The following is a 17,456-nucleotide window of genomic DNA, read 5'->3' as shown; positions in this document are numbered from 1 at the left end:
GGACGACAGGCGAGGGGCGAGCGCGCTGACGAAGCCTGCGAGTGGCCTCAGTCGGCGCGCTCAGGAATAAGTACTACAAGGTTCGTCTGCACGTGACGCACGTTACGCCGAATTGACGTTCGTGTCACCTGCCGGGCCGAAGTTCCCACGATCCGAGATGACGACGGCGGGCGTGGGACGGCATGCAGACCGCCGCGCGTGCGCGCCCGCCTGGATCACCGCAGTTCGCGGCGCCGGAACGCCAGCAGGCCGAGGGCCGTCACGGCAGCCGCGACGACGAGCAGGAACAGGCCGCTCAGCCACCAGGGTCCCGTCGGCCCCGTTCCGTCGGACACCGGCCCGACGACCCACGCCCGCGCGTGCGCCAGGGGGGACCAGTGCTCGGCCGTCAGCCCCACCAGTGCGGCCTCCAGCCCGAACAGCGCGCCGGGCACCACCAGGACCGCCGCCCACCAGCGCCCCAGCGCCGCACCCACCGCTGCCCCGCCCACCGCCGCGACGGCCGCGAGCGCCAGGACCCGCACCCCGGACCAGGCGAGCTGCGAGACCAGGCCGGCCGGGTCCGCCGTCGTCCCCGCATCGTCCGGAGGGCCGACGACGGCGTCGACGCCCCACAGGCCGGCCACGAGGAGTACGCAGGCGGCCGCCGTACCGGGAAGCACGGCCAGTCCGGCGGCGACGGCCTTCATCCAGTACACGCGATCGCGGCGCGGCTCGACGGTGAGCAGCGCACGCGTCCCGCCGGCCGGCCCGGCCACCAGAAGGGCTCCGGCCACGCACGCGAAGAGGACCGGGACGAGGGCGTAGCCGGCGACGTCGCCGTCCGCGACCGCCTGCGTCAGGGTGTCGTCGCCGGTGATCGCGGCCAGGACCACCACCGTGGCGACGTACACGAGCATCCCGGCCGCGACCCACCAGGCGAGGGGCCGGGCGGCGAACCGCTGCAGTTCCTTGAACAGCAGGCGCATCTACGGCTTCTCCTCGCTGGCGTGGTTCTTGCTTGTGCCGTTCTTGCTCGTGCCGTTCCTGCTGGTCTCGAGGGCCGGCTCGTCGGGGTCGCGGTTCACGGCGGCACCGCCGACGGTCTCCGCCGCGCGCTCGCCGAGCAGGGCCGCCACCGTGCCGGTGCGTGAGCGCTTCCGGCTTCCCTGCTCGTCCTCCGCCCTGACGTGTTCCCGGAGCTCTCGCTCGTTCTCCTTCGCCCGCTTCTTCTCGGCCCGGGCGAGCCGGGCGGCCTGCTTCTCGGCGGCGGCCTGTTCCCGTGCGACGACCCGGGCGTCGTACGCGGCCTGCTTCTCGGCGACCTTGGCGTCGAAGGCGGCGCGGCGCTGCTGGCGCCGGGAAGGTTGCTCGCCGGTCTGGTGGGCGGCGTCCGACGGCGCTGCCGGCTGTGGTTCTCGTTCCGGCCTCGGCTTCGGCTTCGGTTTCGACTCCGGTTCGGACTTTGGCTTCGGTTCGGACTTTGGTTCCGGTTCCGGTTCCAACTTCGCCTTCGGCTCCGACTCCGGCTCCGTATTCGTCGTCTTCTTCGTCGTGGCCTTTTCCTGCTTCTTCTCGGCAGCGATCAGCTTCGCGAGCTCCCGCTCCTCACGCCGGGCCTGCTTGGCCGCGCGCCGGGCCTGTTCAGCGGCTTCACGCTCCTCTTCCTCGAGGAGCTTGGCCAGCTCACGCTCGTCCCGCGCTTGCTGCTTCCGGGCTGCCCGCTCCTGTCGCCGGGCGGCTCGCTCGTCTTTCCGCGCTGCTCGCTCCGGCGCATTCCCGGCCTCGGACGCCTGCGCGGACTCCTGCGCTGCCTTCCGCTCGGTGGTGGTGTCCGTCCCGGCCCGCTTCCGCTCAGCGGCCCCTTTCCCCACCTGCTTCCGCTCAGCCGTGTCCTTCCCTGTCCGCATCGGCTCGGCGGCGTCCTTCCCTGCCGCGTTCCGCTCGGCGGTCTCTTCTCCCGCCCGCTTCCGCTCAACCGCCTCCTTCTCCGCCCGCTTCTGCTCAACCGCCTCCTTCTTCCGCGCGGCCTTCCGTTCCGCCTCCTTGCGCGCGGCCCGCTGCTCGGCGCGACTCGGCTGGGCGATCTGAGGCTCCGGCTCGGGCGCGAGCCGCCGCACGAGCGACTCCAGCGACTCCCGCCGCGTGCTCATCTCGGTGACGTACAGCTTCTTTCGCGCGAGCGCCTTGGTGACCTCGGCGGGCTCGGCGACGCCGTCGACCACCACGGCGTCGCCGTCGCGGCGCGCCCGGAACCTGGCGGCGGTGAGCTCGGCGACGGCGCGGTCGCCGTCGTCCACCCGCAGCCGTACCGCCGTCGCGAGGTCCCCGATCACCTCGACGGCGGGTCCGTCGCCGACCACGCGGCCGCCCGCCAGGACGGTGACGGTGTCGGCGAGTTGCTGCGCCTCGACGAGCGCGTCGGTGGTCATGAGGACCGCGGGGCCGCGCCCGGCGATCTTGCGCAGGAGGGTCCGCAGCTCGCGGGCGCCGGTGGGGTCGAGGCCGCGTGTCGGGTCGTCGACGATCAGCAGGTCGGGGCCGGGCAGGAGCGCCGCGGCGAGTGCGAGCCGGCGCCGGGCGCCAGGGGCGTAGGAGCCGACGACGTCCAGGGCGACGTCCGCGAGCCCGGCTTGCCGGAGCGCGACATCGACCTGGTCCTTGCTCGTGGCCGCAGGGTGCATCAGCAGATTGCGGCGGCCGGTCAGCCGGTCGAGAAATCCCGGTTCGCCGACGACTGCGCCGACGCGCCCGGTCAGCTGACGGCCGACGTCGGGCACCGCCACGCCCAGCAACCGTGCGGCGCCGGCGTCCGCGCGGGCGAGTCCGAGCAGGAGTCTCAGCACGGTGGACTTCCCGGCCTTCGCGGGCCCGAGCAGCACGTGGACACCGCGGGCGGGGACGAGCAGATCGAGCCCGTCGACGGCGACGGTGCGGCCGCGGACGCCCGTGTAGGTCTTCCGCAGGCCGAGCGTCTCGACCGCGACCGCGGGAGTCTGTGGGTGATCGGCCCGGTTCACCCGGACAGGGTAGGGCATTCCGGGTACACCCCGGTTTCCGCCGCTACCAGAATCCCGCGCCCAGGATCGACGTGTCCGGCGGGTCGACGCCGAGCCGTTCGCGCAGCACCGCGAGGTCGTAGGTGCGCTCCATCGCGAGGTGGCTCAGCGCGTACCGGGAGAGGCGCGACTCCTTGCCGGCCAGCCGTGCGAGGTGTTCGGTGGCCACCGCGGCGCGTCGTGCCGCCCGCTCCGGCACGGGAACCACACGCACGTGCCGGCCGCGTGCGAGCATGAGCAGTTCCAGGATCTGGCGCAGCACCACCGGTTCCGCGTCGGCGACGTTGGCGACCAGGGGCAGGCCGGCGGCGATCTCGGACGAGAGGTCCGCCGTCAGGGCCGCACGCACGGCCGCGACGAGCGTGGCGACGTGCGTGAGATGGTGCAGCGTCGCGCCCCCGCCGGGCAGCGGCAGCCAGCGGCCCGAGAGCACAGCGGCTTCCAGCCGGGGCAGCAGCGTGGTGTCCCCCGGCCCGTACACGGCGTGCGGGCGCAGGACGACGACGGGACCGCGGTCCGGCTCGGCCGCGTCGAGGGCGAGCCAGTACTCGGCCGCGGCCTTCGTCGCACCATAGGCGTTGAGATAGGGAAAGGGCCGGACGCCCCGCTCCGCCGTCGGCCCCTCGGTCTCGCGGATGCGGACGCTCGGTGTCGTCGGGTCGTACACGCTGCCGGACGAGACGTGCACGAACCGCGCCTTGCCGAACGTCGTGCGGACGGCGCGGGTTCCCTCGACGTTCACCACCCAGGCCGCGGCCCGCGACCCGCCGTCGCCCACCACGGCGGCGCAGTGCACGACGGCGTCGACGTCACCGGGGTGCGCATTCCCGTGGAGGGGCCCTTCGCGCAGGTCCCAGGACAGGTGGCGGGCGCCCGCGGGCAGATCGGCCGGGGTGCGGCGCGAGCAGGCGAGAACCTCGTGCCCGCCCGCGGCCAGGTCGCGCACGACGGCGCCCCCGACGAACCCGGACGCCCCGGTCACCGCCACCCGCATGCGCTCCCTCACATTCTTCCGCCGCGCGTTCCAGGGCCACACGGTTCACGCCCGAAGTCTCGACGGCCCACTTCCTGGTCGCGGATCCGACAGGCCGAACCGTACCGCCCCAATCTGGACGGACCTTCACCCGCACGCGGACTTCCTCACGAGCGGCGCGGCCGCGGCAGCGACCGCTGCCCGGTCCGGCTTGCGGGACCGGCCGGCCAGCGGCACGTGCGACGCCTCGGCCACCAGGTCGGGAAGTGCTCCGTGATCGAGGATGCCGGGCAGCCGGGGCTCGACCGCGCGGACGAGAGCGGTGTCCTCCATGAGGTTCACGCCCCCGACCTGACCGCGGTCCGCGACGAGGACGAGAACCACTCGCTCGTTGCCGTCGTCCATCGGGACGCCCACCATCAGGGCTTCGGCCACGCCCGGCAGCGCCCGGACCCGGGGCTCGAACAGGCCGGGGTAGATGTTCACCGTGCCACGGATGATCATGTCGCGGGTGCGGCCGACGAGCGTGAGGCGGCCCGCGTCGTCGACCCTCGCGAGATCCCCGGTGCGATGTTCGGCGGCGGGTGCGCGGCCCGCGTCGAGGTCCGCGAGGTACCCGGCCATGAGCGACGGGCCGGAGATCACGAGTTCGCCGACACCGTCGTCGTCCGGGGCGTCGATGCGCGCGGTCACACCTCGGAGGGGGTCGCCGATGAGATCGCCGGTAGCCAGGGCGCCGGTGACCGCACCGCCAGGCGGGACACCGGCCGCGGCCTTGTCCGCGCCGTCGACGACGGCGGCCGGCAGCATCTCGGTCGCCCCGTAGACGCAGACCCAGCGCGTCTCCGGAAGGACGCGAACCGCCCGCTCCATCAGCGCGGGCGTCACGGGCGCGGCACCGACGGCCATCACGCGCGGCCCTTCCACGCTGCCGGCCGGCCCTCGGGACCCTCCGGAGCCCTTCGCCGACGGGCCGAGGCGCACACCGCCCCGACGTCCCTCCTCGACCACGTCGAGGAGGGCGGTGACATCGGCCGGCACCGCGAACGACGAGTCCGCCCCTGCCACTCCCCTGGCGAACGCGGCGGGGTCCGCTGCGGGTGTCCGCGCCGGGATCTCCCAGGTACCGCCGGCCAGGATCGCGGGCAGACCGAGGAACATCTGGTCGGTATGCGCGCGCTGTCCCGGCCGCAGCTCTCCTAGCTGGGCGAACAGGCCGAGCATTCCCCCCAGCGAGGCGGTGGTGTGCACGACGGCTCGTGGATCCGACGTCGTCCCGGAGGTGAACACGACCAGCGCCTCCCGGTCCTGGGGAGCAACGGAATCCCTGACCGAGGTAGCACGGTCCGCCGGTCCGGCACCGCCCAGCCGCGCCACACGGAGCGCTCCGCGCGGGACTCCCGGAAGCCACCGGCCGGAGTACAGATGCCTCACCGGGAGGCGGGCGTACTCCGGCAGGAGCAAGCCACGTGCCCGCGCGACCCGGGCGAGCGGGCCCGACGACACCGCGTACAACAGCGCCTCGGACGCCGCCCAGCGCGGATCGGCGGCCGCGAGGCGGGCCTCGAAGAGTTCGGGCGTCGAGCCCGGGTCGACGAACACTATCGAGCCGCCCGCGTGGATCACGGCGAGGCAGAGGATCACTCCCTCGGGGCGCGGCCGGATGCTGAACAGCACGCGCTCGCCGGGGCGCACCCCGAGAGCCCGGAGTTCCGCCGCAGTGCGTTCGACGCGGACGACGAGTTCGGTGAACGTGACCTCTTCCCGGACGCGCGATCCCCGCCCGTCGCCCCGAGCTCCCGGGTATCCGTCGCCGAACCAGCGCAGCGCCACCCCGTCGCGGTCGATGGCGCCGTCGGCGACGGACACCAGCAGGTCGTCGACGAACGTCTGCCCGTTACTCATGGAAGCCGAACGTAGCCGAGCGCGAGGAACGCGTCACGATCGTCCGAGGCTCCAGGAGAGCCGGCCCCTGTGTCGGTGTGTCCATCTAGCGTCTCCCTCGGACGGTGTTCAGGTCGTTGCTTCGGAGCCAGCAGATCATCTTTGCCACTGATGCCACAAGTTATCCACAGACCAAATTCTTAGGTGGCGGTTAGATCAGGGCATGCATAGGATCGAACACGAAAGGGAATCGGTCGATCGGGTCCGGATGGGCGGCTCCGGGAAGGGGGTGTGCTGTGCGTGGTTCAGTGTTCGACGACGGTGCTGGGCACGTTCCTGATGTCGGCGCGCCTTTTCGTGGATCCGAGGGAGAAGCGTTCGACGGTGGCGCCTTCGATGCTGCCGAGTTCGACGCCAACGGGTTTGATGCCGACGGGTTCGACGGCCTGGAGGACGTGGAGGTGGTGGACCAGTTCGGACTGCCGGTGCGGCCTCCGGATCACACCGAGCGGGAACTGGCGGCGATCCTCGCGACGGATCCGCTGAACGACCCGGAGTCGGCGAGTGCTGCGGCCGAGTTCATGTCGCGAGGTCCGGACGGACAGCCGGGCGTCGTGGTGGATCGTGCGCGGCTGCTGCTGGAGAGCCTGGGCTCATCGGGCCCAGGGGTGGCACTGGCGGGCACGTTGACGGACCTGACCGGACTGGAGCCGTCGTTCGACGCTCCCTCTACCGGTGCCGACCGCTGCGCTCACGACACACCTGGCCCCAGCGCCTCGGATCACGGCACTACGGGTGGATGTGCCACGGGTGAAAGCGCCTTGCAGGCCCTGACCGATGGTGAGCTACGGAGCGTGGTGGCTGGCTGGGAGCGGATCGTGTCGTGGGCGCGGGCAGCTCAGGCGCGCGTGGCGGCGGAGCTGATGGCGCGCACGGACGGCCCGCTGGGGCGGGACTCGGCCGCCGGAGAGATCGCCGACGAACTGCACGTCACCACCAGCGAAGGCTGGCTGATCGCGGCCCGTGGGGAGGGCGTGGGCCAGTACCCGGACCTGGCCGACGCCTTGTGCACGGGCCGGATCGACGCGAAGAAGGCCGATACGTTCCTGCGTGCCGGAGCAGACCTGACGGTCAGCGAGCGTGGTGACGCGATCACAGATCTGCTGCCGGCCGCGCCGGGCCGGACGTGGCGGTGGATCAGCGAGCAGATGAACGCGCGCGCCGCAGTCCTGCACGGTAGGAAGGCACGCCGTCGTGAGGTCATGGATCGGTGCAACGTCTGGGCCGAGCAGGCCGGTCCGGGGATGGGGCGCATCATCGCGGACCTGCCGGTCACCGATGCCGCCCGCACATTCAACACGGTTCAGGCCGCGGCCAAGGCGCTCAAGGATGTTCCTGGCGAGACCCGACCCCTGGGCGCGCTACGCGCCGCGGCACTGGCCGCGCTCGTCACGGACAGCCTCGTACTGCCCTGCCCGGACCCACACGACAGCGCTGCTGCCGCCGGTGATGAAGCCGTGGTCGAACCGCCCCGGCCGGTCGAGCCGGTACTGGACACCGACCTGATCCCGATCCCGGCCGACCCGCACGGGATCGTACTGACCGGCCCTGCACCCGCAGGCCCCGGCACAGGCAGCACGAGCACCACGAGCAGCGCTACGAGTGCCGGCAGCGACGCAGCCGCGGGTACGCGGGTGCGGGTGGTCGACGTGTCCGCGATCGTCAACGTGACCGTGCCCGCCGGCATGCTGCTCGACCCCGAGGACATGACCCCGGGCGTCCTGGAAGGTATCGGCCCGATCCCGGCCGACCACGCCGCGCGGATCGCCGGGGACGCGACCTGGCGGCGCCTGGTGACCGACCCGGTCTCCGGGATCCTGACCGATTACTCCACCCGCGCCTACGCCCCCGGCGCCACGCTGCGGGCCGCGGTGGCGACCCGCGACCGGAGCTGCCGCTTCCCCGGCTGCGACCGGCCGGCCCTCACCGGCACCCGCACAGCGCTGGACCTGGACCACATCCAGGCGTTCGACCACGATCACCACTACCGGCCCGGCGAACCGGGACAGACGCGGGCGACCAACCTGCACCCGTTGTGCAGGAAGCACCACAACCTCAAGACCCACGCAAACTGGCAGGTCACCCGCGACCCCGATACCGGCCTCACCCGCTGGACCGCGCCCACCGGCACGACCACCGACGTCGAGCCCGCCATCACGGACCCCACCATCCGCTACGCCCTCGCCCACGGCATGACACTCGCCGAACCACCCGCCCCAGCCGGCGGCGCGCCCGGTGACGACGAGACCGGCCGCGAACGGGAGCGCCATCCAGACGCACCACCGTTCTGAAGAGCCCGCTACCCGCGGCAAAGGCAGCGGACCCGACCTGCCCGACGGACCCCGCCATCGGGCGGCCGGCCGCCCATGGAGGCGCTCACTCCCGTCGGCCCACCGGTGAAACGCCCTCACGCTCCCGTCTGCGACGCCTGTGGTCCGGCAAGCGAGAGCTCGAGCCCACGGTACGCCGGCACGAGGACGCGTCGCGCGGGTCGGCGTCGTCCCACCACGACTCGGCGACCTCCTGTCGCGAGCGGCGCGAGCGTGTCCAGCACGGCATCCACCTGTGCCATCGCCAGGGGCATCCCGAGGCAGAAGTGCGGGCCGGCTCCGAACCACAGGTGCCGGACGTCCGGGTCGACCGCCGCGCCCGGGTCGAACGCGCCGGCGCCACGACAGCAGTTCACGGTCGCGATCACGACCCGGTCACCGGCGTGGACCCGATGGCCGCCGACAACGGCGTCCGCTCGCACCGAACGCAGCATCGCCGGGGTCGGAACCGTCACCCGCAAGGCCTCCTCGACGACAGGACGCCGCAGCTCTCCCCCGGACGCCAGCAGCCGTTCCATCCACCCGGTGTCGTGCGCGATCGCCAGCAACCGCGGCACGAACGACTGGATCGTCTCGGTCCCGGTCAGCACGAACGCCCCGACAGCCCCCATCGCCTCGCGCTCCGACAGCCCGAGTCCCCGCATCCTCCCGGGCACGGTCGACTCGTCGCCCGCCCGATACGCGTCCCGCGCGGGCGCGGTCAACTCCTCCAGCACCCGCCGCGCGTGCGCGACCTGCGACGTCGTGAGCCGCCGCCGATGCAGCCGCACCATCCCCGTGACTGCCTGCGCCGCCGCCATCGACTCCCGCACCGCCGCATCCGTGGGCGGCAGCCCCACCAGCCCGCAGATCACGGCTCCCGCCTGAGCCGCGACGACCGCGGCGAGATCCACGGTCCCGCCCGCGTCGAGCCGCGCGGCCATCTCGGCCAGCGCCCCGCCCATCGCGGGCCCGCCGCTCTCCCGCCCCGCGACCAGCTCCCGCACCGCCCGCGGCGAGAAGATCGGCCCGAGCGCCCGCCGCATCGCCGCGTGCTCGGCGCCCTCCATGTTCAGCAGCACGGACGGCCCCAGGATCGGGGTCCACAGATCCGACGGCGATCCCGGCCCCACCTTCGAGAAGCGGTCGACGTCGAGCAGCACCTCACGCGCGACCGCGGCGTCGCTCACCACCAGCCCGACCCGGGGCACCCGCGCCACCGGCCGGTGCCGCAGCGCCCGCACGGCCGGATACGCCACCGGATGCGCCGCCCGCTGAACGCGCTCCTCCCACCGAGCCTCGGCCCCCCGAACCGCGCCGTCCCGCCCGGCCGCCACCCCCGGCCCGGCCGTCACCGAATATCCACCACCTCAGGCCGATACCGATGGTCCGCGTACCAGCCCAGCGTGCGGACCACGCCCCAGGCGTGCACCCGCCGCGTGGAGGCCCGCACCCACACGTCCCGGTGCTCGCCGTACGCGGGGGTGAGCCGGCGCACCGCGTTGACCAGGGCGCGGTCCTCGTGCACGTCCTCGATCCTGGTGCGCGGGAACCCGCCCGCCCGCTCGTACAGGTCCGCGGTGATCGCCATGTTGCAGCCGGGCGCCATCACATAGGGCCCCAGGTACCCCGCACCGCGGTTCCCGGGCCGCACCTTCCCGAACGCGCTCGCCAGCCACACCACGCCGGCGAGCACGGACTGCTGGACGCGCGACACCGGCCGGTCGTCCGTACGCGGGACGAGCCGCCCCGCGACCAGCTCGTGCCCGGCGAAGAACGCGTTCCTGACCGCCCACGTCCACCCCGGCGGTGGCAGGCAGTCGGCGTCGGTCCGGGCGAGCAGCCCCGCCCCGCCGGCGATCGCCGTCCGCATCCCGGTGTCGGCGGCCGCACCGGTCCCCTTCTGCGGCTCGTGCACGACCCGCCACCGGTCCGCCCGCCCGAGCCGCGCGATCGTCGCCCGCACCAGGTCGGCGGTGCCGTCCGTGGACCCGTTGTCCACCACGACGAGGTCGAAGTCGTCGTCTTCCTGCGCGTGCAGCGCCTCGAGCGTGCACACGATCCCGCCCTCGTGCGCCTCGTTCAGCGCCGGTACGACGACGGCGAGCCGGGCCGTCCACACGTCGACGGCGGCGCCCCGGCGCGCCTCCCCGCTCACCACCGCACCACCATCGCGCCCATGCTGATCCCGCCGGCGAGCCCGACCAGCAGCGCCACGTCACCGCGCCGGAGCCGCCCGGCCTGCTCCGCCAGGCCGAGCTGCAGCGGCAGGGTCGCGGAGGCCACGTTGCCGTGGTCGGCGATCGTCACGATCGTGCGTTCCCGCGGCACGCCGAGGCTCCCGAAGACGTCGTCCAGGTAGGCCACCGCGACCTGATGCACCGCCACGAACCGGATGTCGTCCCACGTCACACCGGCCTTCGCCATCGCCTCGACCGCCACCTCCGGCCCGAGTTCGTCGAACGCCTCCCGCAGCCGGGACCCGTCGATCTCGAAGTAGCTGCGCTCCGGGTCACGCGGGTTGAACGTGCCGCCGCCCGGCAGCATCCCGACGTCCCAGTGCCGGGACGCCGCCGAGAACGCCGAGGCCAGGATGCCCGACGGCGCCTCGCCCGCCAGCCCGGCGAGCTCCGCGTCGAGCCCTGCCGCATCGTCCACCGCTTCGACCAGGACCGCCGCACCGGCGTCGGACATCGTGTACCCCGGCGCCGACAGCGCGTACGTCGCCCGGTCCGGCACGTCCCAGCGCACGGCGCGGCTCGGCACCTCGCCGCACGCGATCAGGACCCGCCGGTACCGGCCCGTGCCGATCAGCGCCTCGGCCACCTCCATCCCGTTCAGCACCGAGTTGCAGGCATTCTTCACGTCCATCACCGGACACGCCGCGCCCAGCTTCGCGGCGGTGATGTGGGCGGTGGCGGGCTCCACCATGTCCTGCGACGCGGAGGCGAAGATCAGCAGGTCCACGTCCGACGCCGCCAGCCCCGCCCCGGCCAGCACCTTCCGCGCGGCCGCGACGGCGAGGTCGGACGCCTGCTCGTCGTCCGCGGCGACATGGATGGTCCGCGCGCCGGTGAGCCGGGAGACCATCGGAACCCGTGGCGCGACCTTCGGGTTTCGCCGGTGCAGGTCCCGCTCCACCTCGGCGACGTCGCGCGTCTCGGCGGGCAGGTGGAAGGCGACGCCCGCGACCCGGGCGACGGGCTGCGGCAGCTCCGGTACGACGGCGGTCGATGGCTCGACGGCGGCCGTGGTTTCGATCGGCACGTGGCACACGGTAGCGACCCTGGCCGACACCACCGGCACGAGTCCGCCCCGGAAGCCTTCCCCGGCACGGCACACTCTCCTCATGACGGCACTGCCCACCACACGACACGAGCTCGGCCTGCTCTGGCGCGCCCGGCCGGGAATGGCCGGACTGCTGCTCGCCGGGCAGGGCCTCGCGCGCCTGCCCGGCCCCGCCATCCGCAAGGTCCCCGGCATCGGCTGGGTGACCGGCGACCCCGTCGTCGCGCGCGAGGTCCTCAAGGACCACCGCTCGTTCACGATGGTGGGCGAGGGCGGGGTGGGCGACCTCTGGGCGCAGATCCTCGGCGAGTGGGTCCGGGATCTCTTCGACGGCCCCGGCCACCACGACCTGCGCACCCGCGCCCGCGACCTCTTCACCGAGGAGACCGCGGCCGGACTGGTCGCGAAGGCCTGGGGGCCCGTCCTGGGCGACGCGGGCGCGCGGCTGGCGGACGGCGAGCCCGTCGACATCGCCCACCTCGCGCGCGTGCTCGTGGGCCGCATGATGATCGAGCTGCTCGGCATCCCGGCACCGGACGGCCGCTCCGAGAGCACGCCATGGCCCGACGACGACGGCGCCCTGACCGCCTTCCGCACCGGCGAACGCCTCGCGAGGCTCGCCCTGGGCACCGCCGGATCCACCACGCTGCCACCCGCCGCGATCGCCGAGGCGAAACTCATCACGGACGAGCTGACCACCGGCGTCCCGCACGCCTTCCGCACCGCGCCGACCACCCGGCTCCTCGGCCGGGCCCGCGAGCTCGGGCTCGGCCTGGAGGAGACCACCGGCCTGGCGAGCCTCCTCATGGTCGCCGGGACGGAGACGTCCGCGAGCGCCATGACGCGCACGGCGGCGCTCCTGGTCGACACCGGGGAGCAGCACCGCCTCCTTGCCGCGCTGGGCGCGGGCGCGGCGGGTGGGACAGTGGCAGGTGACGGCCCAGCCGGCGCGGAGCGGCCGCCGTCGGACATCAACCTCTGGGAACCAGTGGTTCGCGAGGGACTGCGCGTGACGAGTCCCGCGTCGGTGATCGGGCGGGGCGTCTCCCGGGACGTCACGATCGGTGGCACGCGGCTGCGCGCGGGCGACCGGATCATGCTGCTGGTCTGGTCGGCGAACGCGGCGGTGGGACCGTTCCGCGCGGACCGGGAGTACGTCCGGGAGACGCGCCAGCTCTGGTTCGGCGCGGGCCGCCATCTCTGCCTCGGCGCGGCGCTCGCCCGCGCGGAGATCGCGGCGCTGCTCCGCGTGCTGTGGCCGGAGGACGACGCGGTTCCGCTTCGCGTGGTCCGCCGTCGCGCCGCCCGCCGCGTGATCGTGCCGGGCTACGAGGAGCTCGTGCTCGCCCGTTCGTAGATCCGGCGCACCACGTCCTCGACGTCCGGCTCGGTGATCGTCAGATCGAGCACCTCGGCCTGTTCGGAGACGGTCGCGAGCACACGGGCCGCCGTCGTCGTGGTGGGGTCGAACGCCAGGTGCTGCCGGAGACCGTCGCCCTCGCTGCGCAGGTGGCGCGCGCCCGCCACGACGAGCCGGCCGTGCGGCTCGGCGAGGTCCACGATCAGTACCCGCTCTGCCCCCACCGTCCGGGCGAGGCCGTCGAGCGTCCCGTCATAGGCGAGGCGTCCGTGGTCCACCACGAGGATCCGGTCGCACAGCCGCTCGACGTCGCCCATGTCGTGCGTGGTGAGCAGCAGGGTGGTGCCGTGTTCCGCCCGCTCGCGCACCAGGAACTCGCGGAGCCGCTGCTTCGAGAGCACGTCCAGCCCGATCGTCGGCTCGTCGAGCACGAGGAGCTCCGGCCGGTGCAGGAGCGCGGCGGCGACCTCGGCGCGCATCCGCTGCCCGAGCGAGAGCTGGCGCACGGGCGTGCCGAGGTAGTCGCCCATGTCGAGCGTCCCGACGAGTTCGTCCGTGCGCGAGCGTTCCTCCGCGCGCGAGAGGGAGTGGATCGCCGCCAGGATGCCGAACGACTCCCGCACGGGAAGGTCCCACCACAGCTGCGACCGCTGTCCGAACACGACGCCGATCCGCCGCGCGAGCCGTTTGCGGTCCTTGACCGGACGGAGCCCGCACGTGATCACCTCGCCGGCGCTCGGCACGAGGATGCCCGCCAGCATCTTGATGGTGGTGGACTTCCCGGCACCGTTGGCGCCGATGTACCCGACCGCCTCGCCGGGCGCGATGCTCCAGGTCATGTGGTCGACGGCGGTCAGCCGCCGCACCTTCAGCCCGTCGCGCACGCGGAAGTCGCGGGTGAGGTCCCGCACCTCCACGACCGTGCCCGACGACGGCGTCGTCCCGCTCATCCGCCACCTCCCTGGTAGTGCCGTACGCCCGCCCGCCAGGCGAGCAGTGCGAGGGTCCACGCCCACAGTGCCGCCGCGGGCGCGAACCACCCGAGCCACGCGGGCAGCCATGCCGCACCGGGCTCGCCGAGCAGCAACATCGCCGGCAGGTACGCGCAGAACGCCATGGGAAACACGAATCCGAAGATCACCGTGATGCTCCGCAGCCACACGGTGGCCGGCTGCGTGGACGCGTGCCGCCCGCCGTACACGAACGCGTTGGTCACCTCCTGCGCGTTGAGCAGGAAGAACTGCAGCCCGCCCGCCACGACGAAGTTGGCGCAGAAGATCGCGAACCCGCACACCAGCGACAGTGCCAGCAGCGCCACGGCCCGCGGCCCCCACTCCACGTCGTTCGCGACGAGCGCGAACCCGAGCACGACGACGGCCAGCGCGGACCGCCCGAGCCGGCGCAGGCTGATGTCGCTGGTGACGAGCTGCGCGAGCAGCGGCTGCGGGCGCAGGTACAGGATGTCGACGGTCCCGGCCCGGACCTGCTGCGCGAGGCTGTCGACGTGCCCGAACACCATGTCCGCGCTGGAGAACGCGAGCTCGGCCAGCCCGAACACGAGGAGCGCCTGCATGAGGTCGAGGCCGCCCAGGGTGCCGTTCGCGGCGCTGAACAGCACCACCACCTCGGCCATCTCCGTCAGCCCGACGACGGCGGTGCCGAACAGGTCGGCCCGGAAGCTGGCACGGTAGGCGCGCTGCGCGCGGATCCGCGAGGCGAGCACGACGGCGTACGGGCGCAGCACCTGGCGCACGCGGCCGCGCACCACGCCGTACGGACGCCCCACGAACCCGTCACCCACCCTGGACCTCCAGCTTGCGCCGCCCGAGCCGGGTCGCCAGACCACCCGCCACGAGCGCCAGCGCGAGCCAGCCCGCCTGCGCACCGATCAGCGCCAGTGCGTCCGTACCCGTGGTCCGGCCGCTGAGCACGTCGATCGGGTACATCATCACGGCGGGGAACGGCGTCGCGACGGCGATGGCCTCCAGCCAGGCCGGAAACAACCAGACCGGTGTGATGAGGCCGGTCAGCAGACCCGCCACGCCCATGTACAGCACCTGCAGCCCGCGGACCTCGACGAGCCAGAACCCGGCCGTGCCGAGCAGGTAGGTCAGGGCGTGCGAGAGCGTGATCCCGAGCAGCAGGCTCACCGTGCCGAGCGCGTACGGCAGGATCTGCGCCGGCATCGCCATGCCCACGAGGAGCACGCCCACGCCCACGCTCGGGAGACCGCGCGGGATCAGCGCGAACAGGCCCCGGCCGACGTCGTCGGCGATGGCGGCGAACTGCACGTCCACGGGCCGGAGGAAGTCGACGGCGATGTCGCCGGACTTGATGCGCCGCGCCGAGCTGGGCAGGGACCAGATGTTGACCGACCCGAGCAGGCCTTGGCTCAGCCACACGTAGGCGGCCATGGTCCCGGCGGTGTATCCGTCGATCTCGCCACCACCGCCGTCCACGAGCGTGAGCAGGATCCCGGACTTGAGCAGGCCGAACGTCGCGTTGGCGAGGAGCCCGGCGAACGCGGCGGGCAGGTAGCGCGACTGGGTGCGGAAGCCCGCGGCGAGGATCCTGGCGTAGACGCGCACAAGCGAGGGACCTTACCGGGACCCGCGCCGCGAGTCCCGGGATTTACCGCGGAGGCGTTCGCCCGCTCAGCGCGCGGGGAGCCGCGACAGGTCTCGTACCGCGCCCTTGTCCGCGCTGGTGGCGAGCGCGGCGTAGGCGCGCAGCGCGGGCGACACGTACCGGTCGCGCGCGGCGGGCTGCCAGGGGCGCTCGGACGTCTCCATCTTCAGGCGGCGCTCCGCGAGGACCTCGTCGGGCACGTGCAGTTCGATGGATCGCGCCTCGACGTCGATCGAGATCTCGTCGCCGTCCTCGACCAGCCCGATCGTGCCGCCGGCGGCGGCCTCCGGAGAGACGTGCCCCACGGAGATCCCGCTGGAGCCGCCCGAGAACCGTCCGTCGGTGATGAGCGCGACCTGCTTGCCGAGTCCCCGGCCCTTGATGAACGACGTCGGGTACAGCATCTCCTGCATGCCCGGCCCCCCGGCCGGCCCCTCGTACCGCACCACGACGACGTGGCCCGGCTCGACCTGCTTGGTCAGGATCTTCTCGACGGCCTCGTCCTGCGACTCGCACACCAGCGCGCGCCCGCGGAACCGGAACACGTCGGGGTCGACGCCCGCGGTCTTGAACACGGCGCCGTCCTCGGCGATGTTGCCGCGCAGCACGGCGAGCCCGCCCTCGACGGTGTACGCGTGCTCGAGGTCGCGGATGCAGCCCTCGGCGGCGTCCGTGTCGAGCGTCTCCCAGCGGTTCGACGTCGAGAACGCCTGCGTGGTGCGTACGCCACCCGGCGCGGCGTGGAACAGCTCGATCGCCTCGTCGGTCGCCTTGCCGCCGCGGATGTCCCAGTCGTCGAGCCACTCGCTCATCGTGGGGGTGTGCACGGTGGTGACCTCGCGGGCCAGCAGGCCGGCCCGGTCCAGCTCACCCAGCAGCGCGGGGATACCGCCCGCCCGGTGCACGTCCTCCATGTGGAAGCTCGGGTGGTTCGGCGCCACCTTGCTCAGGCAGGGCACCCGGCGGCTGAGGTCCTCGATGTCGGCGAGCGTGAAGTCGACCTCGGCCTCCTGCGCGGCGGCGAGGATGTGCAGCACCGTGTTCGTGGAGCCGCCCATCGCGACGTCGAGCGCCATGGCGTTCACGAACGCGTCCTTCGTCGCGATCCCGCGCGGCGCGGCGGTGTCGTCCTCGTCGTCGTAGAAGCGGCGCGTCAGGTCCACGATGGTGCGGCCCGCGTTCAGGAAGAGCTCCTTGCGCGCGGCGTGCGTGGCCAGCGTGGAGCCGTTGCCGGGCAGGGACAGCCCGAGCGCTTCGGTGAGGCAGTTCATCGAGTTCGCGGTGAACATGCCCGAGCACGAGCCGCACGTCGGGCAGGCGTTCTCCTCGACCATGCCGAGCGACGCGTCGTCCACGTTCTCGTCGGCCGAGTAGTTGATCGCGTTGATGAGGTTGAGGGGCGTCCTGGCGACGCCGTCGGCCACGATCGCCTTGCCGGCCTCCATCGGCCCGCCCGAGACGAAGATCGCCGGGATGTTCAGCCGCAGCGCGGCGTTGAGCATGCCCGGCGTGATCTTGTCGCAGTTGGAGATGCACACCAGCGCGTCGGCGGTGTGCGCGTTGACCATGTACTCCACCGAGTCGGCGATGAGGTCGCGGCTCGGGAGCGAGTAGAGCATGCCGCCGTGGCCCATCGCGATGCCGTCGTCGACGGCGATCGTGTTGAACTCCTTGGCCACGCCCCCGGCCTCGCGCACGGCGCCCGCCACGAGATCGCCCATGTCCTTGAGGTGCACGTGGCCCGGGACGAACTGCGTGTACGAGTTCGCGATCGCGATGATCGGCTTGCCGAAGTCCTCCGAACCCATGCCGGTGGCGCGCCACAGGGCGCGGGCACCGGCCATGTTCCGGCCGTGGGTGGAGGTGCGGGACCGCAGCGGGCGACTCATGCAGGCACGATAGTCCGACTGTCCGAC

13 protein-coding genes are annotated in these 17,456 nt (G+C 73.1%); 2 read left to right on the top strand and 11 right to left on the bottom strand.

Annotation, left to right across the window (positions count from 1 at the left end):
* Nucleotides 1-215: 215 nt before the first annotated feature.
* From EDD34_RS04290 to EDD34_RS04275, 4 genes are all read right to left on the bottom strand, one after another.
* Nucleotides 216-968 carry a hypothetical protein gene (locus EDD34_RS04290; RefSeq protein ID WP_123813469.1) on the bottom strand — a complete coding sequence of 251 codons (753 nt, stop codon included), beginning with the start codon at nt 966-968 and terminating at the stop codon, nt 216-218.
* Nucleotides 969-2,999, bottom strand: coding sequence for an ATP-binding cassette domain-containing protein (locus tag EDD34_RS04285; RefSeq protein ID WP_170176964.1), 2,031 nt, complete (start codon nt 2,997-2,999; stop codon nt 969-971).
* A 43-nt stretch (nt 3,000-3,042) separates the two neighbouring features.
* The gene (locus EDD34_RS04280) at nt 3,043-4,044 is read right to left on the bottom strand and encodes an NAD-dependent epimerase/dehydratase family protein (protein WP_211341482.1); all 1,002 of its coding nucleotides are present in this window, start codon (nt 4,042-4,044) and stop codon (nt 3,043-3,045) included.
* 114 nt (nt 4,045-4,158) lie between these two features.
* On the bottom strand, nt 4,159-5,916 hold the full coding sequence (locus tag EDD34_RS04275; protein WP_123813466.1) for a class I adenylate-forming enzyme family protein: 1,758 nt from the start codon (nt 5,914-5,916) through the stop codon (nt 4,159-4,161).
* Nucleotides 5,917-6,191: 275 nt separating this feature from the next.
* Between EDD34_RS04275 and EDD34_RS04270 the strand changes: the two genes are divergently transcribed.
* Nucleotides 6,192-8,246 carry an HNH endonuclease signature motif containing protein gene (locus tag EDD34_RS04270; RefSeq protein WP_123813465.1) on the top strand — a complete coding sequence of 685 codons (2,055 nt, stop codon included), beginning with the start codon at nt 6,192-6,194 and terminating at the stop codon, nt 8,244-8,246.
* Nucleotides 8,247-8,362: 116 nt separating this feature from the next.
* Here EDD34_RS04270 and EDD34_RS04265 read toward each other — a convergent pair whose 3' ends face one another.
* The 3 genes from EDD34_RS04265 to EDD34_RS04255 form a co-directional block, all read right to left on the bottom strand.
* Nucleotides 8,363-9,523 carry a cytochrome P450 gene (locus EDD34_RS04265; protein WP_246012180.1) on the bottom strand — a complete coding sequence of 387 codons (1,161 nt, stop codon included), beginning with the start codon at nt 9,521-9,523 and terminating at the stop codon, nt 8,363-8,365.
* A 92-nt stretch (nt 9,524-9,615) separates the two neighbouring features.
* On the bottom strand, nt 9,616-10,425 hold the full coding sequence (locus tag EDD34_RS04260) for a glycosyltransferase (RefSeq protein WP_246012179.1): 810 nt from the start codon (nt 10,423-10,425) through the stop codon (nt 9,616-9,618).
* Entirely contained in the window at nt 10,419-11,531 is a 1,113-nt protein-coding gene (locus EDD34_RS04255) for a 3-oxoacyl-ACP synthase III family protein (protein ID WP_246012178.1), read from the bottom strand. The genes EDD34_RS04260 and EDD34_RS04255 overlap by 7 nt, the downstream gene beginning before the upstream one ends.
* Nucleotides 11,532-11,613: 82 nt before the next feature.
* Here EDD34_RS04255 and EDD34_RS04250 point away from each other — a divergent pair, with 82 nt between their 5' ends.
* Nucleotides 11,614-12,909, top strand: a complete 1,296-nt coding sequence (locus EDD34_RS04250) for a cytochrome P450 (RefSeq protein WP_211341481.1) — start codon at nt 11,614-11,616, stop codon at nt 12,907-12,909.
* Here the strand turns inward: EDD34_RS04250 and EDD34_RS04245 are convergent.
* The 4 genes from EDD34_RS04245 to ilvD all read right to left on the bottom strand — a co-directional run bounded on the left by EDD34_RS04245 (nt 12,879) and on the right by ilvD (nt 17,429).
* Entirely contained in the window at nt 12,879-13,862 is a 984-nt protein-coding gene (locus tag EDD34_RS04245; protein ID WP_123813463.1) for an ABC transporter ATP-binding protein, read from the bottom strand. The genes EDD34_RS04250 and EDD34_RS04245 overlap by 31 nt on opposite strands.
* Nucleotides 13,859-14,713, bottom strand: a complete 855-nt coding sequence (locus EDD34_RS04240) for an ABC transporter permease (protein WP_246012177.1) — start codon at nt 14,711-14,713, stop codon at nt 13,859-13,861. The genes EDD34_RS04245 and EDD34_RS04240 overlap by 4 nt, the downstream gene beginning before the upstream one ends.
* The gene (locus EDD34_RS04235; protein ID WP_123813462.1) at nt 14,706-15,500 is read right to left on the bottom strand and encodes an ABC transporter permease; all 795 of its coding nucleotides are present in this window, start codon (nt 15,498-15,500) and stop codon (nt 14,706-14,708) included. The genes EDD34_RS04240 and EDD34_RS04235 overlap by 8 nt, the downstream gene beginning before the upstream one ends.
* Before the next feature lie 66 nt (nt 15,501-15,566).
* Complete coding sequence (ilvD, locus tag EDD34_RS04230; RefSeq protein WP_123813461.1) at nt 15,567-17,429, bottom strand: dihydroxy-acid dehydratase; 1,863 nt, start codon at nt 17,427-17,429, stop codon at nt 15,567-15,569.
* Nucleotides 17,430-17,456 lie beyond the last annotated feature (27 nt).

It is taken from the genome of Myceligenerans xiligouense, from assembly GCF_003814695.1.
Taxonomy (GTDB): domain Bacteria; phylum Actinomycetota; class Actinomycetes; order Actinomycetales; family Cellulomonadaceae; genus Myceligenerans; species Myceligenerans xiligouense.
The sequence above is the reverse complement of the archived record's forward strand: the minus strand, read 5'-3'. Positions and strand labels throughout refer to the sequence as shown.